Here is a 25,992-nt window from a genome sequence, read left to right on the forward strand (position 1 = left end):
GTACTTTTTATAGACAATTAAATATGTAATATTTTAACCACCTTGTAACTCATTTCTATATACTTTCTTATTATAACAAAAAAAGGCGTTCTATATTTTAAAGCCAAATAATTAAGCCATGCCACTTTACCCTTCCAATTAAAGAATTTATATGATTCTGGAAAAGTATCGCTTAATAACCTTTTTACTTCCTCTGATTGTGGCAAGTCCAACAGCTTAAGCTTTTGCCCATTCACATGCAGATATAGACCTTCCATCATTTTAGAATCTTTCCAAAGATTGTATTTGTCATATATTTCTGTCAAATTGCAAACAAAATCCTTATACATGCGAACTCTTTTTGCGACATCTGAAGAATGTGTTAGAGACTGATTGTTGATTCTGTAATGATATGCAGGTACTGAACTATAAGCAACACTCTTAACAAAATGCATCAAAGAAATACTGAAATACATATCCTCGTAGAAATCATGTTTGGGAAATTGAAGCTGATTCTTCTGGATAATTTCAGTACGTACCAATTTATTCCATAAACCTGCATGTAAAAGAGTTAACAATTCTCTTGTAACAACAGAGGGTGCAAGTTGGGTCGGTTTATTTAAACAGGCAACTGTTCTATCGCCATAATCATATACAAAAGCACTAATAACCAAGTCTGCACCATCTGCATCTGCGACAGTAATTAAGGAAGTAAGATAATCGCTATCTATCCAATCGTCAGAGTCAAGACACAAAGTATATTTACCAGAAATAACACTTAAGCCCTTATTTCGCGCAGAAGATGATCCAGAATTTACTTGATGAATAACCTTAAAGCGATTGTCCTTTTGTGCATACTCATCGCAAATGGAACCGCTATCGTCTGTACTACCATCATCCACAAGGATACACTCCCAATCAGTAAAAGTCTGGGCTATGACAGAATCCAAGCATTGACATAGATAAATCTCCACGTTATATACCGGAACAATAATTGAAATTTGAGGCGTTTCCATTATCAACAATTAAGAGCCTTAGTTATGAAATCCGATGAAATGTTTCTGTAACCATCCAGTTTCTTATATACTTCTTCAGAAAGAGGATTCAACATAGATTGATTAAACTGTGAGGCATTTTCTATTAATCGACCTTCTAATCCAAATCGTTTTAGCAGTGATTCAAAGCGAGAATAGCCCCTGTTTTTGTTGCCTAAAACAACAAATGGTTTATGAAATAGGATACTAAATACACATGCGTGGAAGCTATCTGTTATAACCAGTTTCGCATCGCGAAAACCAGTCAACCAACTTTCTACAGGAGGCTGAACACGTCTTTCTATTGGTAATGTCACATTATCGACGTCCGATGCAGCTTGGAAAACCTTCAAGTCGTTCTCATTAGCAATTTTTGCAATAAGATTATTGATTTCATCATTAGCATCAAGAACATAACACATCAAATCACCAGGGGCCTTGACGTTCTGAGGTATAAGGTGTTCATAGTCCTCCTTATTCAAAAGCATAGTAGGATCTAACACCCATTGTACATCTTTATGACCTAAATATTTTTCACACAGTTCAATGCCACTTTGCTCTCTTACAGATACAGCATCAAATTTCTGAAGAAGATTACTACACTTTTTAGTTTCTACTTTATTGTATTCCCATTCATCAGTTCCAAAAGATGGCGCATAGGCTATTCGTTTTAAGCTCCATTTTTTTGTAAAGGACAAAAATGCATCTTCGATGTATTTATAATGGAGTCTATAATATTTGGGGCGCCATATCTGATCACTACCTACTAAAAATGCATCAAAATCTTTTTCTTTTATATCGGAAATCTGTAGTATTTGATGAGCATGAATATGATTATTGATGAATTTCTGTGTATTTCTTTCAATTATCGCCTGATTTTTATTCCATCTTAATTCACCAAAGATTGAATTATCATATCCTAAAATAAAGCGATTAATACACCGTTTTACAATCTGCAAAGGATATTTCCACCAAACGATTTGCATTCTCCAAGGACGTTGTATAACACAAGCCTCATACCCCATTCGCTCCAACACTGTTTGGAGTGCATAGGCCTGAAGAATTCCACCATAATTAGTATGTAATGGAAGTGTTAAGATTCCTATTTTCATTTTTTAAAATTAAGTAAATATTTCATCTCATCAAACTCTTCGAATCTAAAGAAATAACTTATCCCACAATAAAACAACACGCCAAACAATCCGCCAAAAAGGACCTGTAGATAAAGGCTGACTATAAAATTGTTAACAACAATTATAATAACTAACATCAACAGAGACAAGACGAAAAAAGGGAGGATGTCTTTCATCTGAGTGAAAAATCCAACTTTAATCAACTTTCCCGTATAGTATGTATTTATTGTAAGTGCTATAATTTGCATCAAAATTTCTGCAACACAAAACCAAATAATCCCTCCAATTATTAAAGTCGGAATTGTAACCAACACACCAATAGGTTTGATAATCATTTTAAGTTTCAACACCAAATCTGTTCGTCCTTTAACATATAACAGATTAATATTTAATAATTGGATTGGCTGCCACATAAAAGTAAAGCATAATAATTGAAGGAGTATGACACATGCCTCCCATTTAGAAGTGAGCATAATCAATACAAGTGGTCTAGCCAATGCTGCTAAAAGAAGCATGACAGGGAATAGTAGAAATGCTGACACTCTAATCATTTTTCTATAATTAATTCCCAATTTCACATCATCATCTTGCATCTTACTCAATACAGGAAATGTAACGGCACTTAATACTCCTACCACATTAGAAGATGGTAACGCTGCATAACCTTTTGCTCGATTATAATTACCTAAATCAACCGTCCTTCCTCCGAATTTTCCAATAAAAAAAGGAGCTATATTGGAAAAAAGCGCATCTATGAGTTGGGATGCCACAACCTTATTTCCATACCCCCAAAGGTATTTAAAAGAATCTCTGGACCATCTTTCACGAGGAAACCATTTCACTGCCAACCATGTTTGTATGAGTCCGAGGATACTTGAAGACAGGTTTGCTATAACTAACGCCCATAGACCATAACCCATATATGCTGCTGAAATACCTAAAATTGCTGATACAATCTTATTGACTATAGAAATTCGAGCAGGTGTTTTAAAATCAAGTTTCCGCTGTAAAATAACATTCTGAGGAGTAATTAGCGGTGCCCATAAGAAGGTTAGTGCAGTTATTCGAATTAACTTCTTAAGTATAGGCGTGTCATAAAAATCTGCAATCCAAGGGGCACAGATGAACAAACATAAATAACAGAGAATTCCAACGCCAAAGCTATATAAAAAAGAGGTTGTAAGATCTTTCTCCGTCAATTCCTCCTTGCGCACTAAAGCTGAGCTAAATCCACTTTCAATAAAAACATTAGCAATAGACATAAAAATAACAGGGATAGCAGTTATTCCATAATCAGACGGAGTCAATAATCGTGCCATAACAATGCCAACAACAAACTGCATGGCATAGTTGGCGAACTGATTAAAAAATGACCAGTATAACCCCTTCTTTGTTCTATGTCTTAAAGAAGTATCTTCCATTACTTTATCAACGATTCAATATTCTTTTTACTAGGCGAATCAATTTTACTATCAAACTTTCTTTATAGAATTCCAACCAATATTGCATTCTATCATGAAACGTTGCGTTTCCAAGATAATCCACAAATCCTAAATTATATTGTTTACTACCTATATTATTTATCTTACACCATTTCTTAATAATACGATCTGTATCTGCATCAAATCTCAAATCTATACCATGTTGATAATCTTGGGTTTGATAGGCATTAATCGTCATTTTCACCCCATCCTTTAGCGAGATATTTTGCTTGAAAGCAGGCACCAGAGACTTTAATTTTTCATTGCTATTGATGGAATCAATTGATCTGCCTCCAAGAATTTCTTCACTCTTATTTGGCATTTCCTTAGCATAAAAATCCGAAGTTACATCAATTATTTTGGCTTTACATTTCAAAGTTATCTCGATAGCTTCGATTACTTCATTGAATGAAGGCATTTCATCACCACAGATATTAAAATCTTCATCATAGGCTCTGGGATTACCTATAAGCCCCACCATTCCTACTGCATAATCTTCAACACGCATCATATTTGTACGTGTAGTTCCACCATTCCAGCGAATAATAGGTTTATTAGCCAAGATACGTGCACATAATGTCCAATGATAGCCGTAATCTGGCATTATTCCATAAGGAATACGAGTATCTCCGTATGTGACACATGGGCGCACAATAGTATAATGACAATTGCTATCTTTTGCTATTGATTTCAAGTGTTCCTCACTCTTGTATTTGTTGACACTGTAACTCCATATTTTAAGCGGTTTTGGCGAATCTTCTGTCTTAATACCAGGTTTTGTCTTATCAAAAACGGCACAAGAAGACACAAAGAAATACTGATCTGTATATTGAGAGTAGAAATTAAAACTATCGGTAGTTTGTTCATCAGTATAGCAAAGGAAATCCATTACTGACGTAAAGCGTCTTCCTTTTAAATGCAAAGCTATCGTAGAATAATCATTTTTATCACATTTAATCAATTCTGCCCATGAAGGAAGATTACGTTTTCCACGATTTATCATCGTCACAGCGATACCTTGACGATGAGCTTCTGCAGCAACAGCAGTACTAATAACTCCTGTACCTCCGACAATAAGTATAGTAAGAGATTTTGTTTCTTCCATAACAAATTACAATTTCCAAGCAATATTTTTCATTACCACTTTTGCTGGGTTTCCGCTAACCAATGAATGTGCAGGCACATTCTGAATAACGTATGAATTTGCTCCAACAACTGCTCCTGCCTTAATCTTTACACCGGGACAAATTGTAGCACCCGAGCATAACCATACGTGGTTCTCTATAATTACTGGTCGTAATATCTTATAACCTTCAATGGCTATCAAATGAGCATTTGTGTCACGGATGCTGACATCACGACCTAAAGAAACACGTCCTTGCATTTCGATACGTTTACCACATATAATCGTACAATTGTGATTTGTACCACAATGCCCCATGATTAATTCTGCATTAGGGAAAACCTCAACATCACTACCATAGTCAAAATGACTATCTTCATTAACAATCATGCGAGCATCACGCTCTAATAAAAGACGTGTCTCCTCATGCGATTTTTTTACTTTTTTACTACCTACAACCAATGGACCATGAAGTTCCAAAAGCGAACCTTTCTGTAATTCTATGATAGTAAAAGGTGTTGGGTAAATAACACCTTCGTTCTGCCAATCAGTTTTTACATTCTTACAAAACACATTCAAACGGATAAACTGAAAGAATACAGATGGCTTGTATTGACTGTGTTTTAAAGCGGTACGCCATACTCTTAAATATAATCTCAACTTATGTTTGAAACCATGTCCAGTCGTCTGACCAAAATAAGTAAGGTGTTTTTCAACAGCCTCCTCTATTGACTTTTCATTGAGCTCTCTAAAGAATTCTGTACGATTGGCTGTCGGGTATTTCTCCGAGTGAAGTAATGCAGGATTTCCTGGAATCATATCATTGATATCAGCAGGAACACAACGTATATGTTTCTCTATCTTCTTAAAAAAGTCAAGTCCACGACTATTGTTCACTATTACCGCTGAAGTTCCAGCATTATCGTCAAGTTCTCGATATTCATTTTTCTTTTCACATCCCCAAAAATCAGCAATAGTAATATCTGCCATACGTGGGAATCCCTTAAATTTACAATCATAGCATGAGGGGCGACTTACGATATGACCATGATAGGCAGTACTATATAGGTCGTTGTCCTGAGCCCGACTATACATAGTTTTACCATTCTTAAAGTCGAACCGTTTTACAAGATTACGCCAACCAAGTTCCTTATCCTTGAACTTAAAGGAAATTAACTTACTGCCAGCTTTACGTTCCCAAAAGTCAAGATACTTTTGATAGAACAAAGGTGAAGTGATACTCTTACAAATGTAATCAACTATTATAAGGGACGGATAATCTTTACCCAAAAATCTGCGCAAGGCTGCCATTTGACAAGGTGAACCACAAACAAGAACCTTCTCTCCTGTCAGCAATAAACGTTTCACTTCTTTATAGAAGCCACGAGTATCACTCTGTGAATACTTACTTTGACGAATACGCTGCAAATCATCTGGATTGTTGCTAATGAAATGAGCTACACTCCAATCTTCACGATATATAGCTCCCCCAACATAACCGCCTTCTTCATACATCTGTTCTGCCAATGCAGAGAACAATCCACCTGTAGTACTTGCAAATCGTGTTTCGATATTCTTGTGAATGGCTGCAAAACATACAGGTTTTTCAAACTCGTTATGCTTTAACTCATCAACATGGAGTTGAGGGCACACCTTGTCACACAAACCACAATTTATGCATTTATTTTTATCCACCTCTGGATACCAAAATCCTTCAATATCCGTATTCAAACGGATTGCATCTTTAGGGCAGGCATCATAACATGCGTTACAGCCACAACAATCTTTCTTGTCTTTTATGTCAATCATAATATTATTTGATTGTATATCCACCATCTACTATCAAATTCTGTCCAGTAATCCATTTTGAGGCATCACTCAGAAGATATATACACGCGTTGGCAATATCCTCGGTCGTTCCAATACCAAGAGGATGCAACGATTCCGTTACCTTACGTCTATCTGGATCTGCTAGATAAGGTTGATTCTTATTGATAGCGGTTTCTACTACTCCCGGCGAAATGACATTTATCCTAATTTTCTTGGTGGCATACTCTATTGCCATTGAACGACAACCGGATATTAAGGCACCTTTCGTAAAGCTATATAATGATTTTGCATTCTCTCCCACGACGCCCATAACAGATGCAAAAAATATCACACTTGCTCCTTGTTTATTGACATTCTTTACGCCAAGAACCTGTCTCGTCAGTTCAATGGTTGCAAAGACATTAGTCTTAAAAAATTCATCAACTTTTCCTGGACTCATCAATTTGTATGGTAAAGTTGTGGATATACCAGCGCAATTGACTAGTCCGTCAATTAACCCCATCTTATTCACTATATCCACCACAAGTTCCTTCTGATGCTTAAGGTCTGTTAAATCATAGCTTATAACCAGATGCCCTGAACCTTCAAGTTGGGATTCAGTTTCTTTTAAACGATCTTCATTACGTCCTATTATAACCACTTTTGCCCCCATTTGTGAACAGGATATGGCACATTGGCGACCGATGCCACTACTGGCACCTGTGACAAGAATAGTCTTGCCTTCAAGCGAAAAAGGATTAAACATTAGTCTTTATGTGGTTTTGTTTCTGACTCTTCTGATTCTTTCTCAATAGGAGTATAGTCACGACGGAGAAATTCATCAACAGGCTGACCTTTTTCAACTTCTACAATATCGGATATCTTTGTATCAACAAATGGAACAATTCCTGTAGCCCACGTCATACCTACGCCAAAAGCACTTAACAAAAGTGTTTTCTGACCATTTAGTTTCCCTTTCAACTCACTAACGATAGTCAAAGGAACTGATACAGAGGATGTATTTCCAAACTTCTCAATAGTGTGAGGAATCTTTGACGTATCAAGTTTCATCTTCTTCGCAATATACGAATTGATGAAGTTATTAGCTTGATGAAAAACAATATAATCCAAATCTTCCGTTTTAGTATTAGCGAACTCAAGAGTTTGCTTGATATCACGAGGGATTTCACGAATTACAAAGTTAAACACATCGCCACCCTTCATATACCCCTGTTCGTCACTACGCATATTTCCATACTCGTCAACTACTTTTTCCTTTAAAGTTTCTGGTGTGGACATATGACGGTAACCACCAGCCTTAATCATGATAAGATCTGCACGAGAGCCATCAGAATTCATTGAAAGAGTTGTTGTTCCAAATCTAGAATCTAGCTCCACCAAAGCAGCTACACCTCCGTCTCCAAATATAAATGCACTACGACGATCACGAGGGCCATATACCTTACTACGAGTTTCACCATCCAAGATAAGAGCTTTCCTAATATTTCCAGTCTGCATCATACTAAAGACTACAGACATGCCATAGAGAAATGCCGAGCATCCGAGGTTCACATCAAATGCAATACAACTATTTTTTAGTCCAAGACGATGTTGCAATGTGATGCTTGTTGCTGGCATACGATAATCCTGAGTTTGTGAGATAAATACTAGCAGGTCAATCTCTTCCCTATCGATATCGTTGTCTGCAAATAATTTCTGTGCAGCTGCAAAACATAAGTCAGATGAGCAAGTCTCGCTGTCTGCAAACCTGCGTTCAAATACACCAACTTTGTCTACTACTTCCTTTACTTGGTCAGCAGGGAAGAACTCGGTATATTCGTAATTGTTTATCACCTGTTTTGGAACTGCACCAGCCATTGCTGTTATACCGATTCCTTTAAAACTTAATATTGCCATTTTTATGCAATTGCAATGTTATACAAATCTTGAAGAGTATTTGCACTCTTTATTTGAGCCTGTGTTAGTTCTTTACCGAACTCCTCGTCATAGAAAGCAATAAGAAGCATTACAGACAATGACGACCACTCATCTAATTCACGGAACTCTGTTTCAGCTGTCAAAGCCTCTACGTTATCAACTTCAATTGCTTCTGCAAACTTTGCAATAAATTCATTAATTTTCATAAAATTCTGTTTAATTATATATTAATCTTATTCCATACATTTCCAAATATTATTATTCACATGTATATTAATGATAGAAACATGTAAACAATCGCAAAATTAGTGTTTTAATTTTCAAATATCGCTTGTAGACATATGAGTAAAAAGCATTTGAGGTAACAATTAGGTATTTATTTTTTAAAATATCATCTATTTCATAAGACATCAATTCTTCATGAAAAAAATCTAGAATTTTATTTGAATAAGAAAAAACAAAAGCGTCGTCTAGATTCTTATAAATAACATGACGATATTGCTTTTCATCAATATTAAATAAATTAAATACTATAATCTTTCTTTTAGGATACCTCATTTTGTATTTTAACGTTTCTCTTATATCAGTATTGTGCGATAATGAATGACTCCTCACTCTATATACCGTTGTCAAATCTGGTATATAGTGAAATTTTACACCATAAATACACATTGAAGCATGTAACAACATTCCTTCACCTATGGTTAAATCCAGCAATTGGGGGAATGTATTATTACACTTCGTCAGAATCTCTGTTCTATAACAACAAGTTGATGCACATGGATAATAGGTAAAATCATGATTAAGGAATGAGACTAATCGCTTTTTCCTATCTTTAGGCATTTCCCACTCCCAATGATTAATAATTGCCCCCCATTTTTGTTCATCTTCAATCCACTGTTTTAATCCTGTATGCACGTATGAGGTATCAGGATGTGCCTCTAGATAACCAACCTCTTTTTCTATTTTATATTCATCTATCCAATAATCATCTCCTCCTAAAAGACATGTATATTTCGTGTCAATTAAAGGAAATGCAATTTTTAACGTTGGATTTAAGCCAATATTTTTTGAATTGAATACAGGTATAATTTTGTTAGGGTAATTATCTATATATTCACGAATAATCGCCTCTGTTCTATCTGTACTTGCATCATCAGTTATAAGAATCTTGAATCGAAATGAAGTTTTCTGATTCAAAACTCCATCCAATGTTTGGCGTATATATTGCTCATGATTATATGCGAGAATTAAAACAGTCAGAATACAATCATTCATAATAAAAAAAACAATGTGTATTAAATAAAGCGATTAATTAACATGACAACTTGTGCAACATCTTCCAATTTTATTGCCGGTCCTATCGGAAGTGATAGTTCCTCGTCTGCAAGTCTTTCTGTGATAGACAGGCTCAACTGAGGTACATTCCATGCCTCCTTGGCATAGCATTCCTGCTTGTGTGGCGCTATTGGATAATGGCAAACAGTTCCTACTCCATTCTCCTCCAGATAATCATGAAATCTATCACGATTCTCTTTACCCTTCACAATAATTGGGAACAGATGGTATGCATTCTGTTCATCGGGCAGCAAATCTGGCAACGTAATCAAAGGATTATTGATATGCTCATAGTAGTAATGGGCAACCTCCTTACGATGCTGATTATCCTCTACCAGATATTTCAACTTCACATCCAAAACAGCAGCCTGGATTTCATCCAAGCGACTGTTGCGACCTGCATACTTGAATACATATTTCTTTTGCGAACCGTAATTAGCTAACGCACGTACTGCAGCAGCAAGCTCTGGGTCATTAGTAGTTACAGCACCTCCATCACCAAGAGCGCCAAGGTTCTTACCGGGATAGAAACTATGACCAGCTGCATCACCTATTGAACCTGTTACTCTACCATCAGTGAACTTACAACCATGACTCTGGGCACAGTCCTCAACCAACTTCAAGTTGTACTTCTTGCAAAGTTCACCTATCTTCTCTGTATAGGCAATACGACCATACAGGTGTACAATGGCTATCGCCTTGGTCTTGGGTGTAATTAAGCCTTCAATCAGGTCATCATCTATCTCCAGTGTATTAGGCTTTGGCTCACAAAGAACAGGTACCAGTCCATTCTCTGTAATACCTAAGATGGTAGCGATATAAGTATTTGCTGGTACAATCACCTCATCACCAGGCTGCATCACGCCCATCTCGATGTATGCACGAAATATCCAGATGAGAGCATCCAAACCATTAGCACAACCAATGGTGTATTTAGTACCAATAAACTTAGAGTAGTTCTCTTCAAACTTCTCGTTTTCTTTTCCCTGAAGGTACCAGCCTCCATTCACTACACGGCTTACAGCTTCGTTAATCTCAGCTCCATGAAGAGCTGTTACGTCTTTTAATGATAAAAAAGGTATATTCATCTTTCAGTATAATTTTCTATATAAATTTGTTCTAATTTTGAGCAAAGCGACCACTAAAAGTCAACCTTACGATAGAACCTTGCAGGATTACCCAACCACAATTCGCCAGCAGGCACATCCTTTGTAACAACTGAACCAGCAGCCACAAAAGCACCTTCACCAATAGTTATGCCGGGAAGAATAACACATCCCGCTCCAATGGTTGCACCTTTGCAGACATGAGTTTTTAGCAAAGTCCAGTCTTTGTTCTTAGAACGTGGATACATATCATTTGTAAACGTCACATTAGAACCAATCATCACGTTATCCTCCAACGTGATTCCATCCCAAATTTGTACGCCACATTTAATGGTGACATTATTTCCTATCACCACATCGTTCTCAATCAGACAATGTGAGCAAATATTACAATTCTCCCCTATCTGAGCTTTAGGGAATATCACACAGAACTGCCAGATCTTCGTACTCTCTGGCACATTCTCGTTCATACAATCGGCCAATTTATGTATCATCTCTTTCTAAATTCTAAAAAATCATCGTAATCACGTATATAGTCATCGGCTTGATATACTTCGGAGGCCAACACCATACAGACTGCTCCTGAAGAAAAATCTTCTAAATCACGCCAAAGCCCTGGCTTTACGTAGAGTCCCTGGTAAGGCCTATTCAGAAAGAAGGTACGTTTGCATTTTCCGTCATCTAATGTTACTGTAAAAGAACCAGATGCTGCCACAATCAGTTGTTCCAAATCTCTATGTGCATGAGACCCACGACTTTCTCCTCCAGGTACATCATATAAATAATAGACTCTTTTCACATCAAATGGAAAAGTAGTGCCATTCTGTACCACTGTCAAGTTTCCTTTGCGGTCACTATGATGCTTATCAAGTTCAACTATTGTACAATCAAAAACACTATAACTTGCCATCTTTCTTCAATTTTAAGAATTCATCGTAGTCACGAATATAGTCGTCAGCAGAATACGCCACAGATCCGAACTCCAAAGCAAACGAGTTTGTTGAAAAACACTCCATTGTACGCCACAAGCCCTTCGGTATGTATAGACCATAATACGATCTATCCAGCCTAAACGTCTTCTGAGAAACTCCATCATCGACAATTACATCAACTGCCCCCGAAAGAGCTATCACCACTTCCTGATTCTCACGGAAGGCATGACCGCCTCTATCTTCTCCTCCAGGAACATCATAAATCCAATATGTCCTTTTGATTTCAAAAGGTATATGATTATTCTGTTCTGCAAAGGATAAGTTACCTCTGGCATCCAAGAACTTGGGTAGCTCTATTATTTTTACATCGTCTATACTCGCCATATCTAATCTCTAAATGTGCTTGAGTTTATTTCCTCTTTCATTTCGTCAATCACCTTTAGCAAGTACTGGCCATACTGATTCTTCAGCATGGGTTTTGCAATTTCGCGCATTTTCTCTTCACTAATCCAGCCGTTGCGATAAGCAATACCTTCCAGACAAGCGACTTTCAATCCTTGACGTTTCTCAATGACTTCAACAAAAGTACTTGCTTCAGCTAATGAGTCGTGTGTACCCGTATCAAGCCATGCGAAGCCACGGCCAAAAACCTGAACCTTCAGCTCACCATCGTTCAAGAACTCTTGGTTCACTGTAGTTATCTCTAATTCACCACGGGCAGATGGTTTGATATGCTTGGCTACATCTACCACCTTATTGGGATAGAAATACAAGCCTACTACTGCATAATTACTCTTGGGCTCTTTCGGTTTTTCTTCTATGCTCAGGCAGTTGCCTTCACGGTCAAATTCAGCCACACCATAGCGTTCTGGATCACTGACCCAATAGCCAAAGACTGTGGCTTTGTCATTTTTATCAGCATCATTCACTGCATTACGCAAAAGCTTGGTAAAGCCTGCACCACAAAAGATGTTATCACCCAATACGAGGCAAGCAGAATCATTGCCTATGAACTTTTCACCAATGATAAAGGCCTGAGCCAGTCCATCAGGAGAAGGCTGCTCTGCATACTCGAAATGAACACCATAATCAGAACCATCACCCAACAGACGCTTAAATCCAGGCAAATCGTATGGTGTAGATATAATCAGAATATCTCTGATGCCAGCCAGCATCAATACTGATATTGGATAATAGATCATTGGTTTGTCGTAGATGGGCATCAACTGCTTAGAGATGCCCTTGGTGATTGGATAGAGACGGGTGCCACTACCACCTGCCAAAACGATACCTTTCATATTCAAAATGGATTTGTTGTTGCTTGTATATATGCTTGATGCACAGCATCGACTATATTATCTATTTCATCCTGCATTGCAGGAATCTGCTCTGATAAAGCAGAATCTGCTTCGCAAGATGCATTGATTCTAATGACTTCTGGGCGGCCCTAAAACTTCAGTGTCACCCAAGGGTCGTCAGAATCATCCACCTGAATGGTGATTCGTTTGTCTTTTACTATTCGCTCATAGCCTAATGATAAGGCTAAAGCATTATGGAATCGTTCTTTATTCATATTGTGTCAAAAGCCGTGCTTTTGTCATTTTTTAGTTATCTGTCGTGAAAAGGCAAGATTGTCATTACATTTCACTTTTTATTGCAAAACGTCGGAATTGGATGCTTACTATTCTGTATCATCTACATTTTCCTTTTCAAATATTTCTTTAAAGAAACTAATACGCATATTTTCTATTTTAAAGCCATATGCATAACGCTCTTTTAATGTTTTTGAATTCTCTGTCTTTTTAATTTCTTCTATTATCAATTCTTCATTAGATCTATTATTATAGGCATTAAAACAAAAGTATATGAAAGCAATAATAGCCATTACAGTTAAAACCAGAAAGATTCCTTTCCATATATCTGCTTTAAGCCCTATAAAATCCTTAAAAGTACAAGCATATATTGTGGCCGACAAACTCACCATAGTAAAAAAAGCACCAACCCAACCTCTGCTATTCCTAAGTCTTGGGACATGTTTTAATAATATGTTGCGTAGCTTATCCTCAGTTATGGTTATTTGAGTGCTACCAACATTCTCTACTATACCTGATACGAATTTACTTGTTGCCATCCTTAGTTTCTTTAGAGTAAAGATTAAAAGTCACAATTCTTGCCTGGAATGATTTACTCGCCTCTAGATAGTAAGATAAATATAAATCCTTATCATCATAAGTGCCTATTGGCATCATATAAATCATAGAATTAGCAGTATCTTTAACATTATACACAGTTATTTGAAGGACATTGTTGTCTATGCCTTCTGCTTTTGTATATGCTTTTTCTTCCTTTTCATCTTTATCGAAATGTAATTGAACTTTCAATATATCAGGGGTATGGTCATGAATATCCCAGCATATATCTTCATCCAATCCAGCGATACAAACAAATGAACCTAAAAGATCATAATCTCCAGTTTTTATATTCTGTACAGGTATAACGTCCATAAATTTATTCTATCAATTTGTAAATCTTATATCTCTGCAAGAGTGATAAACATCGCTTCTTGAAAACCTGCGCAAGTCCTCTTCGAAAGCATTCACGTTCGGTCCCATGGGCACCACCCAGTTCGTATCGAAGGCCTCTTTTACGTATTTTAGTTCCCAGCCCTCTTCGCTCATGTGAGCCAAACAGAGGTAAATAGTTTTTCTTTCAGACATTCGTTTATTATATTATTATTAATTTCTTCGTATTATCATCTCGTACTCCCGATGTATTGTCAGGAGACAGCCTCCTGTCATTGTTTCTAACCCCTTCCAATCGCCTATCTATTCTCCCACATGTCCACACCCTGGCCAAGGGCATTCCTCACCTTCGGGCAAGCAAAGCGGATGAGCCGAGCGCATGATTAATGGTAAATGGTTTTATGGTTTACTTGTCCCCTAGGGGCACAGTTTGTTGTTATACAAATTAACCGCTATTTACTTATAGAATGCCCATCGATATCTTGGATCATTCGGAAGATCCAATAAATGCTTATTAAGTAAAGCCCCTTCTGGACTGTAGAAATACACATTGGAACAGAAATCCTTCCAAAAATCCAATACACCAGCATAATATAAGTCAAGCTCTTTTTCTGTAAAAAATTGCTTGTTCTTTGACGAGATGTGAAAGCCTTTTTTCTGTAATGCTTTGCGTATGCTATTATGAGATACACCAGAATTATGCGAGTAGTTTAGCTGCAGTGCCTCCACTGAAATTTCTTTTTTAGCATTCTCATCATGCATTCGGCTATACCAATGAGTTCGTAACATCTCCTGGGGCATATATTTATCGCCATTCTCAGATTCGGCAAAGATACGATCAGTAATGTCTTGGTCATGGCGAAAGAATACGTATCGTACCTCAGGGCGGTCATTGAAATTCTCACCTAAAGCCAGCTGGGTGAGAAAACCCGACTGGTTGCCACTACGCATGAATGGCTGCTTTCCGATTGTTTCTACGAGGTAATTGCGACCTTGACGCTTCGTAAATGCATCAGGAGCCAAGTCGTAATAGTAGAGCACACCAAGTTCAGATCCTGTATATTTCTCATAACGGTCGGCATCCATATTAAACCAAGTAACTGCAAAGAACTTGGCTACATCCATATCGCTAGTCAAATCGAGCTTAGGAGTATTATTGTAATAATGCTGACTGAGACCAACATAATCCACCTTGAAACGGAAAAAGTCGTTAAGCAGATAGAAGCCATCCTCAAAAAGCCGTACGAGGGGGTGTTGACGAAGTAGCACCTCCAATTCGTCCATCTGTATGATATCTGAAACGAACTGTCTTTTAGCTATATTCTCCTTGTTACGGAAAAGACTTGGCACACATACGTCGAAGAATTGCGACTGGCCACGATACAGGAACCTATTATGAGCAAGCGACGGCTTGATGGAAAAGCGGGGCATCTCATTTAAATGTCCTGGGCGCTGGCTCAGTTGATTGACTACAAAACTGGACGAAGTTGCTCTTTCCAAAGGATAATAACTGACATTAACAGATGCCCATGGAATACGGAAGATTCCACTCTCAAAGTCGAAGAAAAACTGCTCATTGCTTATCGCCTGTCGGTATGGGTCAGCAGCGAGACGTTCTTTTTCTATTTTAAGGATATATGCCGCTGCCTCATCAACATTAGCAAATGGATTACTATTACTACCCAACTGTCCTTCTTTCATCTCAGGCAGAGGTAGATTTATACTTTCATCATAAAGCTTCTTTAATTCATCCGAACGCTTCTGCTTGTCATCATGGGTAAGCGTTACTACCTTACGTTTTTTCTTATGAATCTGGTCTAAAGCTTGAACAACTTCACAATCGATTCCGAACTCGTCGTGAAGCATACTGATTGCTGCATCAATATCCAACACATCAGTCATATCAGCATAATTAATACCCTTCAGAAGACTCAGAGCAACAGCAAAATCCGTACTATCTTTATCTGTTAGGAAATCACGCTGCAAACCGTCGTTAAGATACTGCTGCCACATACGAGCTAACTTATAGCCATATGAACGATAGACTGACGGGGCATCGTTAGTAATGACGGGATTCGTCTGAAGCATCATCTTAATTACAGGCAAACACACCAGAATTTTAGCTTTGGTGTAGTCTATATTTATTACATCCGCCTTTCCATCTTTTCCGATCGCAGCCCCTATTTTAACCTCTGCCCAGTTATCCCTTGGTACACCAAGAAACAGCAGTGCTTCAGTATAGAAGCCATTGAGCATCTCCAATGTTTCAGCGTCAGTAAGTATCGATTTTGAAATCATAGTCAGTAAGCGTCCAAAAGTATGTGAAACCCTTTTAGGGCGGGCATTCTGAGAAGCCCGTCTTTCTTTGATTTCCTTAAAATTTAACTTATTTTATTATGCGCATGGGGCGTATACCAGCCTGACTAGGTTACCAAAGTCCCTACGGCCCCGGTTCCATGCCCTGACATAGTCCACGAAAAAGTCACGGAAGTTGCGACACTTCTGTAAACAGGTTGATATAAACGTATTGTATATCCCGGAGTTCTTTGCTTCTTTCGGACTGCAAAAGAATAATCCGTTTTTCCTTTGTACAGTCAATGGCCTTATCGCTCGTTCGACCGCCATATTGTCTATACTGTATTCGCCGTCATGCCTGTAGGCAAATATCTGATTCCAGAAGTTATGGAAGTAGTTCATTATGACAAGGGACAGATTCTGTCATAGGGGGCAAGCTATGTTCTTACGAACTGGATGATTCCCCTGCTGATGCCTGTCAGCCGTTCCAACTGGCGCACTGAGGCTCCAAGTTAATATCGTTGACTTTGCTCACGCTCGGCAGTGCTTAAGCAAGCTTAGCGTTGCTCTCGCTCAACCGCAAAGTTCTCGCAACTGCCCTAACGTTTCGCGTTGACTTTGTCGAAGCTTGTCACGACTCGGCAAAGCCCATGCAAGCATGGCTATGCGCTCGCTGCTCCAAGCCTTGTATTTGTCTTTCTAATTTTTGAAAATCACTGCTGCAGGTTACTCCTGCAAGTTTTATTATCTCTTGCCACACCTGATCGTCTGAGAGTCTCAGCCGTGGTCTTTCGTTCTCGTTGTCTAAACAGCAGATGTCATCGCCCAAAGGGTCGTTCTTGCGTCCCTACGGTAGCAAGCGGCAGAGCCGAGCGGTCGGGGCATTTATCTAGGATTACATCTGAGATCTCACTCATGTTCGACTATGTATGATGTAAGATGGCTGATGTTAGCGACGGCGAATGCCATATCGTTTTTTCTGTTTGGTTGAGAAGATGTCTGAGGTCTCGAGTAGATCGAAGATTCCGTTGCGATCTTCATCGGTCAGGAATCCGAAGAATTCACCTTGCTTGAGTCGTTCAACAGGTATAGAGAATAATTCGCCACAGTCAACGAAACTATTATAATCTAGAAACTCTGGATAGTTTTCCTGTTTCAACTCGTACTGAGCAGAGAGATATTGATAGAGCCTTGCGGTTGATCTGACGTTCCTTCACGACCTGCAGCATATCCTTGCTGGCACCACCAGAGGCTGCCATATCATAAAGAGAGATCTTTGTATCTTCTCCTGTCTTCTCTGTCTGACGCTTAGCCTTTAGCCATGCATTGTCATGAGAAAGCTCTGACAAGTCAAATGACTCAATTTCCTTGCAATGTGCTATCCATTTGTCAAGAATACGGATATTGCTTCGTGACAACTCATCCATTTCTGCTTTAACTTCTCTTGCTAAACTAACAACTTGATGACCGTCACTCTGGCCAAGAGTCAGGTCTGAAGCAAACGCTTTCAAATCATCAGTCGCTTCTATTACCTTTCCTTCAGCTACTCGCAGTACCTTATATGTCAAAGTAGCTACTGGTCCATGCTTGCGAGCCACAAAGGTGTCATACATGATAGGCACGCCATAGAGGGCGAGATGTTCCTCCTGTGCGAAATACATCACCTTGAAAAGGTGAATATAGTCTATAGCCACGCCCATCTGCTGCAGAATGTATTCTACAACAGCCTTAATCTTGTTTATATCATCAGTTTGTTTCATATATTTAACTCGTTATGTTATAGGTCATTTGCCATCAAGAATTAGAGGATTAGAGAATTATTTTTTGAGACGAACACGAATCACACGGATTGCGTATAAAGATTCGTTGACTTCTGTGCCGCAATTATTTCTACTTTAAATATTGTATTGCTCGATTTACCTTTTTTCTTATTACATTTCTTTCTTTACAATCTACAGTACATTCTGAAGTACATTTCACAAGGAGTGCATACAACGAATCTCTTGACAATGTTCCGCAATTATCTCCTGATATAGTAGAAGCCATTTGTTTCAACAAATTAGTTACAAAACCTGTTTGAAAGTGTCCCTTTGCTATCTGGCGAATACTTCTATCATCTGTTTTCATCAAATCTCTCACATGGTTTAATTCCTCTGTAGGGAAAGACTTTGTATTTAGAATCTCCTCAATTTTTTCTTTATCAACATTCACCGAATGATTAGATTTCAAGAACCTAACACATGAATCACCAAATATAGAGTGACCATGCTTGTACACATTATTAACTATATCATAAACTAACATTTCCTTAATATCGTCACAAAATGAGTCATAAGCCATGTTTATCTCACCCAAATGATCCTCTATATCGCGAGCTAGTTTCTGAACACAAGCATTGAGGTTGACAGGGCAATACATTACACTTTCTATAGAATGACTTAATGTCATCACAACAAGTGGGTGAGCTATCTGACTCTTCTCATAAAATGAATAATCGGAATCGCAAGCCACAATTTGCCTCAAACCTTTATTAACGATAGCATCAATTATATCATCAAGATTTCTGCATCCATCCTTTTCCCTGATTTCGAATCTACTTTTGTCAAAATACTGACTCCAAAACACTTTATCATCCGGACCCTCAACATTTACTATGGCTAACTTGCCATAGAATTTTGCCTCAACATTCTGAGCGCCTATCGATAACTGAAAAGAATCTTCTTTACTCGACATATTTTGTAACGCTTGTCAGATTGATTAATTTCTTGGGATGATTGGCAGCAATCTCTGGAGCATGTGTAGCAAAAATAATCTGAGCATTCGGGTTCAATTCTCTGATACTATTGATTAGATTACGTTGCCACTCTATATGTAGTGACAACTCGGGCTCATCGGCTATATAGACAAATGGACGTTTTTGCTGAAGGAGTGTCTCAGTGAGCAATATCAGCAATTGTCTCTCGCCTGATGACAATGAGTATATTGATAATTTTCGCTTTTTATCCTTACCATATTTAAGTATGGTTATCAACTCACCTGTTGAAGGATCAAACTCCAGCTCTTTATCTTTCAGATATTGACCAACTTTTTCCACATACGTTCTGATTGGCTCCATTATATCAGCCCTTTGTTTCTGATAGTCGGATGAAAGACTAAGGATAGCCAGCGTTCTGCTCATTAATGATAGAGAAAGCATCTCTTCTGCTGTGAAATGGCCGTCTCTACTATCTAGTTTTTCTACAACATAGGTAATTTTTTCTGCATGATTCTTAATCTCATCAGTATGTAGTCTTGGTTCACCAAAATAGCTAAAAACTTTATGCAGTTCGGTTATTAGATCTTCTCTGCTATAAGATTTGATTTTCTGTATTTGTTCGAATGTGGGTAGGCTATCATAAGCCTGATTGTACAGTAGAAGGGAAACAATATCTTCATTGAATTTTCTTGTTCGTTCATTGACTTTCCTTTCCAACTGTAGGCGATAAGAGACTATCTGATTCATTAATTGCCATAGTTTGGCATCAACATCATCATGCAACTCGTCGTTCATTCTTCTGTCCATCGAATCGTTAGCTCGATTAACAGAAAGCCAAGTCAGATTTACTACTTTGTCAAGTCTGCTCTTTAAATGGCGATACAAGGTTTTAGACGGAGTTCTTGACCTATTAAACAATCGAATGTCTGATAGCCTTATGTCAACGATTTCATCGCCCAAATCATAGCGATAAACAGCAGTTACTGCATCCTCCAAAACCCTTTCAACACGAATAATACTATTTTCTTCTGAACCTTCTGTCTGTAGTTCAATCTGCACATCATTAAATACAATATCATCAATATTCTGCAAATCAACATTCAGAATTCCCTCGAGAATTTTCAGCAATGTTGTTTTGCCTGTGCCATTACCACCAATAAGGATATTAACATCCTCGTTGAAAGTTACTGAGACATCCTTGATATCCCATAATCCCTTAACAGATATTGATTTAATTGTCTGACTCATAATGGTACAATATTAATGATTGTGATGTTTTGCCATATTCAAATGCAGATATGCTAAGAAGCTATTGTTAAACGATCCAGTCTCTTTTAAAATGTGGCTGACACCGCTCTATGGGAATCGAAATGTGGTTCTTAAGACTCGCTGTCGCTCGAATAAGTGGCAAAGACGAGCGGTGATCAGCGGGACTACTGACCCATGGAGCTACGGATATATCTTTCGTATATCGGAGATCAACATGTCGATCTCGTAATAGCCACCTACCTGAAGGGTGTTATCAAGAACTTGCGCCTTGAATCCTGCAGAATCGCCTGTAAGCGAACTGCCAATACGCAACACCAAGTCATACACGCAATGGCCTTGCATATAGAGATAGGCATTTTCTTCTGTCAACCCCAGACGACGAAAGACCTGCTGATACTTGCTAAGCGTAGATTGCTTCAGCTTATTCAGCTTCATAATACGACTGTCAATATCTTCCCTGATCTCCGACAGGAGCTGACTGCCATTGTCATCTAACAACGCCTTGCTATTAGGCTGATGTCGGAGTATGCGCGATTCGAGAAGACCAAGGGTTATGCCGCCCTTCTTCTGTATCTTATGAATCAACAGGATGACCAACGGCAGATATACCACCTGACTCAGGTTCGACAGGAATACCCCAAAGTCAAAGGGATCGTCGTAAGCCGTTTGCCACTGATGCTGGAGCGACTGTACATAGCAATAGTGGTTCTCCCAGGAATAGGTATAGGTCTGCAGAAGATACGGGGACACTGACATCTTGGGATTGCCACGAAGATAGTCGAAATCGCTATCGATGGCTATCAAGAGCCTTGAGTCGGCCTGCGAGACATATTTCAAGAGATAACTCTTACCTGTTACATGAGTGTTAGCCCCCTTCTGTGAATAGGGAAGGAACTTAAACCGCTTACCAGGGCAGGTGGCTGAAAGCACAGACTGCCAAAATGGTATATCGTCGACGTCCTCTACCCTCACCATTGCCGCTACATGGTAGAGCAGGCAACTGGCCTTTAGATAGCGGGCCCAGGAACTGACTGTCTGACCCTTACTTGCCATCCTTGAAGCGAATGATATCGTCGATGAATACCAGTTTGTCTTCCCATCCCATGGCAAAGATGCTGGGTGAGTGGGTGGTCAGTATCAGTTGACAATGGGGATTGAGCCCCCTGAGAGCCTTGATCAGCTTCTCTTGCCATGACACATGAAGGGAGAGCTCTGGCTCGTCCATCAGCAGCACTGCCGGTTTACCGTCCATCAGGAACACCGTAAGGAGTATTAAAAGCAGCTGCTTCTCGCCTGCAGACAGTTGTTCGAGCTCGATTCTATTGCCATTTACCCCTTCGTCGATGAACACCAGACTGTTTTGCTCCCTGTCGATTTCGATATGTTTCTTGGTTTCGACAAAGAAAGTGTTTACAAGCGCCATGAACTTCTCTATGCGCTTGTTGACTGTCGCAGCCTCGTCGGGGAAATTGAGCGCCCTCATGCGGTAATCGAAGAAGGAATACGAGTTCTTGTTCTTGATGACAAGGTTCTCGAGTTCCTCCATCAGCTGACTACGTGATGAGCGCTTGACATTGGCTGGCACGTCAAACGAACGCACATAGCTGATACTTGTCCCCTCTAAAGGTGAGCCCTGGGCAATGCCATACTGCTTCTTTACAGGCGCATCAGTATAATAGGCATACATAGCATTGAGCAAGGTGGTCTTGCCTGCGCCATTGATGCCCACCAGTATGTTCACGTCGTCATTGAGCCGCTGCCATACAATATCGGCCTTTCCGCCCCACATTTCTGTTAATATGAAGGACCGAATGCTGTTGTTATCTGGTTTCTTCATCTATTCTTTATTTCAAAGCGTTACTGTTTGTAACAGGTTCATTTATTTAACTGGTGACACGTTGCCACCGGTTTGGATTACATGTCCCCTTGAGGGCTTTTTACATGTACCCTGGGGCTGGAGGGGATTAGCGCTCTAGGCTCTGCTGGTACCACTCGAACAATTTCTGGACTCCGTCCTCGATTTCCACTTTGTGGGTCCAGCCGAGACTGTGCAGCTTGCTCACGTCAATGAGCTTGCGCATAGTGCCATCGGGCTTGCTAGCATCAAAGGCTACTTCGCCCTCAAAGCCGACGGCTTTGACGACGAGCTCAGAGAGCTCACGGATGGTGAGTTCCTTGCCCGTGCCTACATTGATGTGGCAGTTGCGAATTTCGCCCAGGCTGGGGATATAGCCACCACGGCCGGTACTGTGGTTTCTATCAACTGCGCCGTCGGTGCTGGCACCGAAATGGACAGAGCTGTATTTCTCGATACCAATGATGTCGCTGAAGTTGACATTTAGGAGTACATGCACTGAGGCGTCGGCCATATCCTCACTCCAGAGGAACTCGCGCAATGGAGTGCCTGTGCCCCACAAGACAACACGGTTATCATAGATGCCATACTTGGCGAGAACATCAAGTGCTTTCTTTCTATTATCAAGAATTTGAGAATTTGTGAATTTATTATTTGCTTGAGCAGCCCCATTCTCTAATTGACTATCGTCTTCCTCCTCCTTGCAAGGCATAGTGCAAGCAAGCTTGCTCTCTGCTCTTGCTTCGTTCGTCGGTTCACTAATTCTAGACACTAAACCATAACCCGTGACGCCTTCAACAGGACGCTTATTCAGGTCGATAGCTATTTTATCCCATGCACCATCATGAATCAGTTTTGCCAGATACACCTTTCGCATCATGGCGGGCATGACATGGGAGTTCTCGAGGTGGAAATTGTCGTTGGGGCCATAGAGGTTTGTGGGCATGACGGCAATATAGTTGGTGCCATACTGCAGGTTGTACGATTCGCACATTTTCAGGCCGGCAATCTTGGCAATGGCATACTCCTCGTTGGTGTATTCCAGGGGTGATGTCAGCAGGCAATCCTCCTTCATGGGCTGAGGAGCATTCTTGGGGTAGATGCAGGTGGAGCCGAGGAAGAGGAGCTTCTTGACACCATGGGCATAGGCCTCAGAGATGACATTGCACTGGATCTTCATGTTCATCATGATGAAGTCGGCACGATAGAGCATATTGGCCATAATGCCGCCCACAAAGGCTGCAGCAAGGACAACAGCATCGGGCTGTTCTTCATCGAAGAACTTCTTGACCGCCACCTGATCGGTCAAATCTAATTCATTATGAGAACGTCCGATAAGGTTATTATAACCTCTACTCTTCAGATTGTTCCATATAGCAGAGCCCACCAATCCGTGGTGCCCTGCTACATATATCTTACTTTCTTTACTTAACATCTTATCTTCTTTGTTTTAACATCTAAAAGCGCTTCTTTTTTATTTTAACATCGAAAAACGCTAAAAACGCTAATATTGAATGTAGATAACAATCATTGTGATGATTGCTTTGCTTGTGAGCAAAGGTCTAATTTTGTTTGATGAACTTCTGAAAGCTAGCTTTCAAGATTCATCCAATAAAATGAGACTTCATCATCAATAATAAAAAACCTTTCGTCTATTTCGTGTATTTAGATGTTTGCATCAATACCTTACTATGCGCTGGGGTTTAACCTTTGTAGCGTTGAAGTTCACAAGGATGCCAAGCTTGTACCCTGTCAGGGCTAAGTAGTTAATGACTTGTGCTTCGTGAACTGGAAGAAGTTCATCGACGGCTTTTAGTTCTACGACTATTTTGTCGTAACATACAAAGTCAGCAATGTACTTCTGTTCGAGCTCCTCACCCTTATACATAATGGTGAAGCTCTTTTCACGCTCAAACGGAATACCCTGAAGTTTTAGTTCCTTTTCGAGAGCCTCTTGGTAAACCTTTTCCAAGAGCCCAGGGCCTAATTCCTTGTGTACCTCGTAAATGGCACCTGTAATCTTGTAAGACTCCTCAGGGTACAACAACGACATGCTTATTCTACTTTTATTTTATTTCAACATCGAAAGGCTCGGAAAACTCTAATAGTTCAGTGATAGATTCTGTCAGATGATGAGTTTTATTTTGTTTGAAGCATCTTGAAAGCAAGCTTTCAGAAGTGCTTCCAATAAAATCAAACCTTTATTCAGAACGTGTTCGGAATAAAGCAGACCTATGGTCTGTCACCTGAAAGAATCATTTTCGTTTATTTCGTGTTTTTAGATGTTCAATTACTTAACGATGCCCTTTTCGAGGTACTCGGCGAGGTTGGTGCGGACCTTGGCAGCTGCGCCTTCGGCAGCGACTTTGGCGATGTCGGATTCGACCATGATGCGGACGAGGTCTTCGAAGGAAGTCTTGTTGGGATTCCAGCCAAGCTTAGCCTTGGCCTTGGTGGGATCGCCCCAGAGGTTGACAACATCTGTTGGACGATAGAAGTCCGGGGAGACTCGTACTACGACGTCTCCAGTTGAGAGTTGAGAGTTGAGAGTTGAGAGTTTAGACTCATCGATGCTGTCGATGATACCAACTTCGTTGATGCCTTCACCTTCGAAACGAAGGGTGATACCAGCGTGCTTGAAGGCGAGCTGGGTGAACTCGCGGACAGAGTGCTGCACACCCGTGGCAATGACAAAGTCGTCAGGCTGCGGCTGCTGAAGGATGAGCCACATACACTCTACATAGTCCTTGGCATAGCCCCAGTCGCGCAGGCTGTCCATATTGCCTAGGTACAGGCAGTCCTGCAGGCCCTGAGAGATGCGGGCTGCGGCAAGGGTGATCTTGCGCGTGACGAAAGTCTCACCTCTGCGCTCACTCTCATGATTGAACAGGATACCTGAGCAACAATACATATTATAAGCCTCGCGATACTCCTTCACGATCCAGAAACCGTACTGCTTGGCCACGGCATAGGGGCTGTAGGGATGAAAAGGTGTATTCTCGTTCTGAGGAACTTCTTCTACCTTGCCATAAAGCTCTGAGGTTGATGCCTGATAAATGCGGCATTTGTCGGTCAATCCCAGCTGGCGAACAGCCTCCAGTATACGGAGAACACCCACTGCATCCACATCAGCAGTAAACTCAGGACTATCAAAGCTCACCTGCACATGGCTCTGTGCAGCGAGATTGTATATTTCATCAGGCTTAACCTTTCCAATCACTCCAAGGATACTCATCGAGTCGCCCAGGTCGGCATAGTGCAAGTGGAAATGAGGCTTGCCCTCAAGGTGAGCAATACGCTCACGGAAATCGACGCTGGAGCGACGTATCGTGCCATGCACATCGTAACCTTTCTCTAACAAAAACTCGGCCAGATAACTTCCGTCCTGACCAGTAATACCAGTAATAAGTGCTGTTTTCATAA

The 25,992-nt window shown here is 39.9% G+C and carries 28 protein-coding genes and 1 pseudogene; all 29 read right to left on the reverse strand.

The window, feature by feature from the left end; all coding sequences use genetic code 11:
* Positions 1–17: 17 nt before the first annotated feature.
* The 29 genes and pseudogenes from M1L52_RS14965 to gmd all read right to left on the reverse strand — a co-directional run bounded on the left by M1L52_RS14965 (position 18) and on the right by gmd (position 25,990).
* Positions 18–995: a glycosyltransferase family 2 protein gene (locus tag M1L52_RS14965; RefSeq protein ID WP_248615826.1), complete on the reverse strand. Its 978-nt coding sequence runs from the start codon at positions 993–995 to the stop codon at positions 18–20.
* A gap of 2 nt (positions 996–997) precedes the next feature.
* Positions 998–2,125, reverse strand: a complete 1,128-nt coding sequence (locus tag M1L52_RS14970; RefSeq protein WP_248615827.1) for a polysaccharide pyruvyl transferase family protein — start codon at positions 2,123–2,125, stop codon at positions 998–1,000.
* On the reverse strand, positions 2,122–3,567 hold the full coding sequence (locus M1L52_RS14975; RefSeq protein ID WP_248615828.1) for a lipopolysaccharide biosynthesis protein: 1,446 nt from the start codon (positions 3,565–3,567) through the stop codon (positions 2,122–2,124). The genes M1L52_RS14970 and M1L52_RS14975 overlap by 4 nt, the downstream gene beginning before the upstream one ends.
* 7 nt (positions 3,568–3,574) lie before the next feature.
* Positions 3,575–4,732, reverse strand: coding sequence for an NAD-dependent epimerase/dehydratase family protein (locus tag M1L52_RS14980; RefSeq protein ID WP_248615829.1), 1,158 nt, complete (start codon positions 4,730–4,732; stop codon positions 3,575–3,577).
* Positions 4,733–4,738: 6 nt separating this feature from the next.
* Positions 4,739–6,559: a Coenzyme F420 hydrogenase/dehydrogenase, beta subunit C-terminal domain gene (locus tag M1L52_RS14985; RefSeq protein ID WP_248615830.1), complete on the reverse strand. Its 1,821-nt coding sequence runs from the start codon at positions 6,557–6,559 to the stop codon at positions 4,739–4,741.
* Positions 6,560–6,563: 4 nt separating this feature from the next.
* Entirely contained in the window at positions 6,564–7,325 is a 762-nt protein-coding gene (locus M1L52_RS14990) for an SDR family NAD(P)-dependent oxidoreductase (protein ID WP_248615831.1), read from the reverse strand.
* A complete protein-coding gene (locus M1L52_RS14995) occupies positions 7,325–8,476 on the reverse strand; it encodes a 3-oxoacyl-ACP synthase III family protein (protein WP_248615832.1) in 1,152 nt (383 codons plus the stop codon). The genes M1L52_RS14990 and M1L52_RS14995 overlap by 1 nt, the downstream gene beginning before the upstream one ends.
* Before the next feature lie 2 nt (positions 8,477–8,478).
* Positions 8,479–8,703, reverse strand: coding sequence for a phosphopantetheine-binding protein (locus M1L52_RS15000; RefSeq protein WP_248615833.1), 225 nt, complete (start codon positions 8,701–8,703; stop codon positions 8,479–8,481).
* Between the two features lie 67 nt (positions 8,704–8,770).
* Positions 8,771–9,775 carry a glycosyltransferase family 2 protein gene (locus tag M1L52_RS15005; protein ID WP_248615834.1) on the reverse strand — a complete coding sequence of 335 codons (1,005 nt, stop codon included), beginning with the start codon at positions 9,773–9,775 and terminating at the stop codon, positions 8,771–8,773.
* A 20-nt stretch (positions 9,776–9,795) separates the two neighbouring features.
* Positions 9,796–10,923, reverse strand: coding sequence for a DegT/DnrJ/EryC1/StrS family aminotransferase (locus M1L52_RS15010; protein WP_248615835.1), 1,128 nt, complete (start codon positions 10,921–10,923; stop codon positions 9,796–9,798).
* A gap of 53 nt (positions 10,924–10,976) precedes the next feature.
* Positions 10,977–11,435, reverse strand: coding sequence for an acyltransferase (locus tag M1L52_RS15015; protein ID WP_248615836.1), 459 nt, complete (start codon positions 11,433–11,435; stop codon positions 10,977–10,979).
* Positions 11,432–11,851 carry a sugar 3,4-ketoisomerase gene (locus tag M1L52_RS15020; RefSeq protein WP_248615837.1) on the reverse strand — a complete coding sequence of 140 codons (420 nt, stop codon included), beginning with the start codon at positions 11,849–11,851 and terminating at the stop codon, positions 11,432–11,434. Before M1L52_RS15020 ends, M1L52_RS15015 begins: the two co-directional genes overlap by 4 nt.
* Positions 11,838–12,257: a sugar 3,4-ketoisomerase gene (locus tag M1L52_RS15025; RefSeq protein ID WP_248615838.1), complete on the reverse strand. Its 420-nt coding sequence runs from the start codon at positions 12,255–12,257 to the stop codon at positions 11,838–11,840. Before M1L52_RS15025 ends, M1L52_RS15020 begins: the two co-directional genes overlap by 14 nt.
* Before the next feature lie 2 nt (positions 12,258–12,259).
* Entirely contained in the window at positions 12,260–13,171 is a 912-nt protein-coding gene (rfbA, locus tag M1L52_RS15030; protein WP_248615839.1) for a glucose-1-phosphate thymidylyltransferase RfbA, read from the reverse strand.
* 149 nt (positions 13,172–13,320) lie between these two features.
* Positions 13,321–13,446 (reverse strand): hypothetical protein, encoded by a 126-nt coding sequence (locus tag M1L52_RS16430; RefSeq protein ID WP_262918008.1) that lies wholly within the window; start codon positions 13,444–13,446, stop codon positions 13,321–13,323.
* Positions 13,447–13,554: 108 nt separating this feature from the next.
* A complete protein-coding gene (locus M1L52_RS15035; protein WP_248615840.1) occupies positions 13,555–14,004 on the reverse strand; it encodes a hypothetical protein in 450 nt (149 codons plus the stop codon).
* Complete coding sequence (locus M1L52_RS15040; RefSeq protein ID WP_248615841.1) at positions 13,991–14,377, reverse strand: DUF6864 domain-containing function; 387 nt, start codon at positions 14,375–14,377, stop codon at positions 13,991–13,993. Before M1L52_RS15040 ends, M1L52_RS15035 begins: the two co-directional genes overlap by 14 nt.
* Positions 14,378–14,440: 63 nt before the next feature.
* A pseudogene (locus tag M1L52_RS15045) lies at positions 14,441–14,590 on the reverse strand (aminotransferase); the annotation flags it as partial.
* A 261-nt stretch (positions 14,591–14,851) separates the two neighbouring features.
* Positions 14,852–16,693, reverse strand: a complete 1,842-nt coding sequence (locus tag M1L52_RS15050) for an FRG domain-containing protein (RefSeq protein ID WP_248615842.1) — start codon at positions 16,691–16,693, stop codon at positions 14,852–14,854.
* 96 nt (positions 16,694–16,789) lie between these two features.
* Complete coding sequence (locus M1L52_RS15055; RefSeq protein WP_248615843.1) at positions 16,790–17,092, reverse strand: IS66 family transposase; 303 nt, start codon at positions 17,090–17,092, stop codon at positions 16,790–16,792.
* Between the two features lie 547 nt (positions 17,093–17,639).
* Complete coding sequence (locus M1L52_RS15060; protein WP_248615844.1) at positions 17,640–17,849, reverse strand: hypothetical protein; 210 nt, start codon at positions 17,847–17,849, stop codon at positions 17,640–17,642.
* Positions 17,812–18,450, reverse strand: a complete 639-nt coding sequence (locus M1L52_RS15065; protein WP_248615845.1) for a Panacea domain-containing protein — start codon at positions 18,448–18,450, stop codon at positions 17,812–17,814. The genes M1L52_RS15060 and M1L52_RS15065 overlap by 38 nt, the downstream gene beginning before the upstream one ends.
* A gap of 130 nt (positions 18,451–18,580) precedes the next feature.
* Complete coding sequence (locus M1L52_RS15070) at positions 18,581–19,423, reverse strand: DUF4435 domain-containing protein (RefSeq protein ID WP_248615846.1); 843 nt, start codon at positions 19,421–19,423, stop codon at positions 18,581–18,583.
* Positions 19,413–20,693 (reverse strand): AAA family ATPase, encoded by a 1,281-nt coding sequence (locus tag M1L52_RS15075; protein ID WP_248615847.1) that lies wholly within the window; start codon positions 20,691–20,693, stop codon positions 19,413–19,415. The genes M1L52_RS15070 and M1L52_RS15075 overlap by 11 nt, the downstream gene beginning before the upstream one ends.
* Positions 20,694–20,894: 201 nt before the next feature.
* Positions 20,895–21,767 carry a DUF4435 domain-containing protein gene (locus M1L52_RS15080; protein ID WP_248615848.1) on the reverse strand — a complete coding sequence of 291 codons (873 nt, stop codon included), beginning with the start codon at positions 21,765–21,767 and terminating at the stop codon, positions 20,895–20,897.
* A complete protein-coding gene (locus M1L52_RS15085) occupies positions 21,757–22,551 on the reverse strand; it encodes an AAA family ATPase (RefSeq protein WP_248615849.1) in 795 nt (264 codons plus the stop codon). The genes M1L52_RS15080 and M1L52_RS15085 overlap by 11 nt, the downstream gene beginning before the upstream one ends.
* Positions 22,552–22,678: 127 nt before the next feature.
* Positions 22,679–24,004 (reverse strand): GDP-L-fucose synthase family protein, encoded by a 1,326-nt coding sequence (locus tag M1L52_RS15090; protein WP_248615850.1) that lies wholly within the window; start codon positions 24,002–24,004, stop codon positions 22,679–22,681.
* Positions 24,005–24,247: 243 nt separating this feature from the next.
* Positions 24,248–24,622: a GxxExxY protein gene (locus M1L52_RS15095; RefSeq protein ID WP_248615851.1), complete on the reverse strand. Its 375-nt coding sequence runs from the start codon at positions 24,620–24,622 to the stop codon at positions 24,248–24,250.
* Positions 24,623–24,859: 237 nt separating this feature from the next.
* Complete coding sequence (gmd, locus tag M1L52_RS15100) at positions 24,860–25,990, reverse strand: GDP-mannose 4,6-dehydratase (protein ID WP_248615852.1); 1,131 nt, start codon at positions 25,988–25,990, stop codon at positions 24,860–24,862.
* Positions 25,991–25,992 lie beyond the last annotated feature (2 nt).

The sequence above is a fragment of the Prevotella sp. E13-27 genome, from assembly GCF_023217965.1.
In the GTDB taxonomy this organism is placed as follows: domain Bacteria; phylum Bacteroidota; class Bacteroidia; order Bacteroidales; family Bacteroidaceae; genus Prevotella.

Excerpts from the sequence above, each read along its gene's own strand:
- M1L52_RS14965 (WP_248615826.1), bottom strand. The coding sequence starts at position 995 with ATGGAAACGCCTCAAATTTCAATTATTGTTCCGGTATATAACGTGGAG.
- M1L52_RS14970 (WP_248615827.1), bottom strand. The coding sequence starts at position 2,125 with ATGAAAATAGGAATCTTAACACTTCCATTACATACTAATTATGGTGGA.
- M1L52_RS14975 (WP_248615828.1), bottom strand. The coding sequence starts at position 3,567 with ATGGAAGATACTTCTTTAAGACATAGAACAAAGAAGGGGTTATACTGG.
- M1L52_RS14980 (WP_248615829.1), bottom strand. The coding sequence starts at position 4,732 with ATGGAAGAAACAAAATCTCTTACTATACTTATTGTCGGAGGTACAGGA.
- M1L52_RS14985 (WP_248615830.1), bottom strand. The coding sequence starts at position 6,559 with ATGATTGACATAAAAGACAAGAAAGATTGTTGTGGCTGTAACGCATGT.
- M1L52_RS14990 (WP_248615831.1), bottom strand. The coding sequence starts at position 7,325 with ATGTTTAATCCTTTTTCGCTTGAAGGCAAGACTATTCTTGTCACAGGT.
- M1L52_RS14995 (WP_248615832.1), bottom strand. The coding sequence starts at position 8,476 with ATGGCAATATTAAGTTTTAAAGGAATCGGTATAACAGCAATGGCTGGT.
- M1L52_RS15000 (WP_248615833.1), bottom strand. The coding sequence starts at position 8,703 with ATGAAAATTAATGAATTTATTGCAAAGTTTGCAGAAGCAATTGAAGTT.
- M1L52_RS15005 (WP_248615834.1), bottom strand. The coding sequence starts at position 9,775 with ATGAATGATTGTATTCTGACTGTTTTAATTCTCGCATATAATCATGAG.
- M1L52_RS15010 (WP_248615835.1), bottom strand. The coding sequence starts at position 10,923 with ATGAATATACCTTTTTTATCATTAAAAGACGTAACAGCTCTTCATGGA.
- M1L52_RS15015 (WP_248615836.1), bottom strand. The coding sequence starts at position 11,435 with ATGATACATAAATTGGCCGATTGTATGAACGAGAATGTGCCAGAGAGT.
- M1L52_RS15020 (WP_248615837.1), bottom strand. The coding sequence starts at position 11,851 with ATGGCAAGTTATAGTGTTTTTGATTGTACAATAGTTGAACTTGATAAG.
- M1L52_RS15025 (WP_248615838.1), bottom strand. The coding sequence starts at position 12,257 with ATGGCGAGTATAGACGATGTAAAAATAATAGAGCTACCCAAGTTCTTG.
- rfbA (WP_248615839.1), bottom strand. The coding sequence starts at position 13,171 with ATGAAAGGTATCGTTTTGGCAGGTGGTAGTGGCACCCGTCTCTATCCA.
- M1L52_RS16430 (WP_262918008.1), bottom strand. The coding sequence starts at position 13,446 with ATGAATAAAGAACGATTCCATAATGCTTTAGCCTTATCATTAGGCTAT.
- M1L52_RS15035 (WP_248615840.1), bottom strand. The coding sequence starts at position 14,004 with ATGGCAACAAGTAAATTCGTATCAGGTATAGTAGAGAATGTTGGTAGC.
- M1L52_RS15040 (WP_248615841.1), bottom strand. The coding sequence starts at position 14,377 with ATGGACGTTATACCTGTACAGAATATAAAAACTGGAGATTATGATCTT.
- M1L52_RS15050 (WP_248615842.1), bottom strand. The coding sequence starts at position 16,693 with ATGATTTCAAAATCGATACTTACTGACGCTGAAACATTGGAGATGCTC.
- M1L52_RS15055 (WP_248615843.1), bottom strand. The coding sequence starts at position 17,092 with ATGAACTACTTCCATAACTTCTGGAATCAGATATTTGCCTACAGGCAT.
- M1L52_RS15065 (WP_248615845.1), bottom strand. The coding sequence starts at position 18,450 with ATGAAACAAACTGATGATATAAACAAGATTAAGGCTGTTGTAGAATAC.
- M1L52_RS15070 (WP_248615846.1), bottom strand. The coding sequence starts at position 19,423 with ATGTCGAGTAAAGAAGATTCTTTTCAGTTATCGATAGGCGCTCAGAAT.
- M1L52_RS15075 (WP_248615847.1), bottom strand. The coding sequence starts at position 20,693 with ATGAGTCAGACAATTAAATCAATATCTGTTAAGGGATTATGGGATATC.
- M1L52_RS15080 (WP_248615848.1), bottom strand. The coding sequence starts at position 21,767 with ATGGCAAGTAAGGGTCAGACAGTCAGTTCCTGGGCCCGCTATCTAAAG.
- M1L52_RS15085 (WP_248615849.1), bottom strand. The coding sequence starts at position 22,551 with ATGAAGAAACCAGATAACAACAGCATTCGGTCCTTCATATTAACAGAA.
- M1L52_RS15090 (WP_248615850.1), bottom strand. The coding sequence starts at position 24,004 with ATGTTAAGTAAAGAAAGTAAGATATATGTAGCAGGGCACCACGGATTG.
- M1L52_RS15095 (WP_248615851.1), bottom strand. The coding sequence starts at position 24,622 with ATGTCGTTGTTGTACCCTGAGGAGTCTTACAAGATTACAGGTGCCATT.
- gmd (WP_248615852.1), bottom strand. The coding sequence starts at position 25,990 with ATGAAAACAGCACTTATTACTGGTATTACTGGTCAGGACGGAAGTTAT.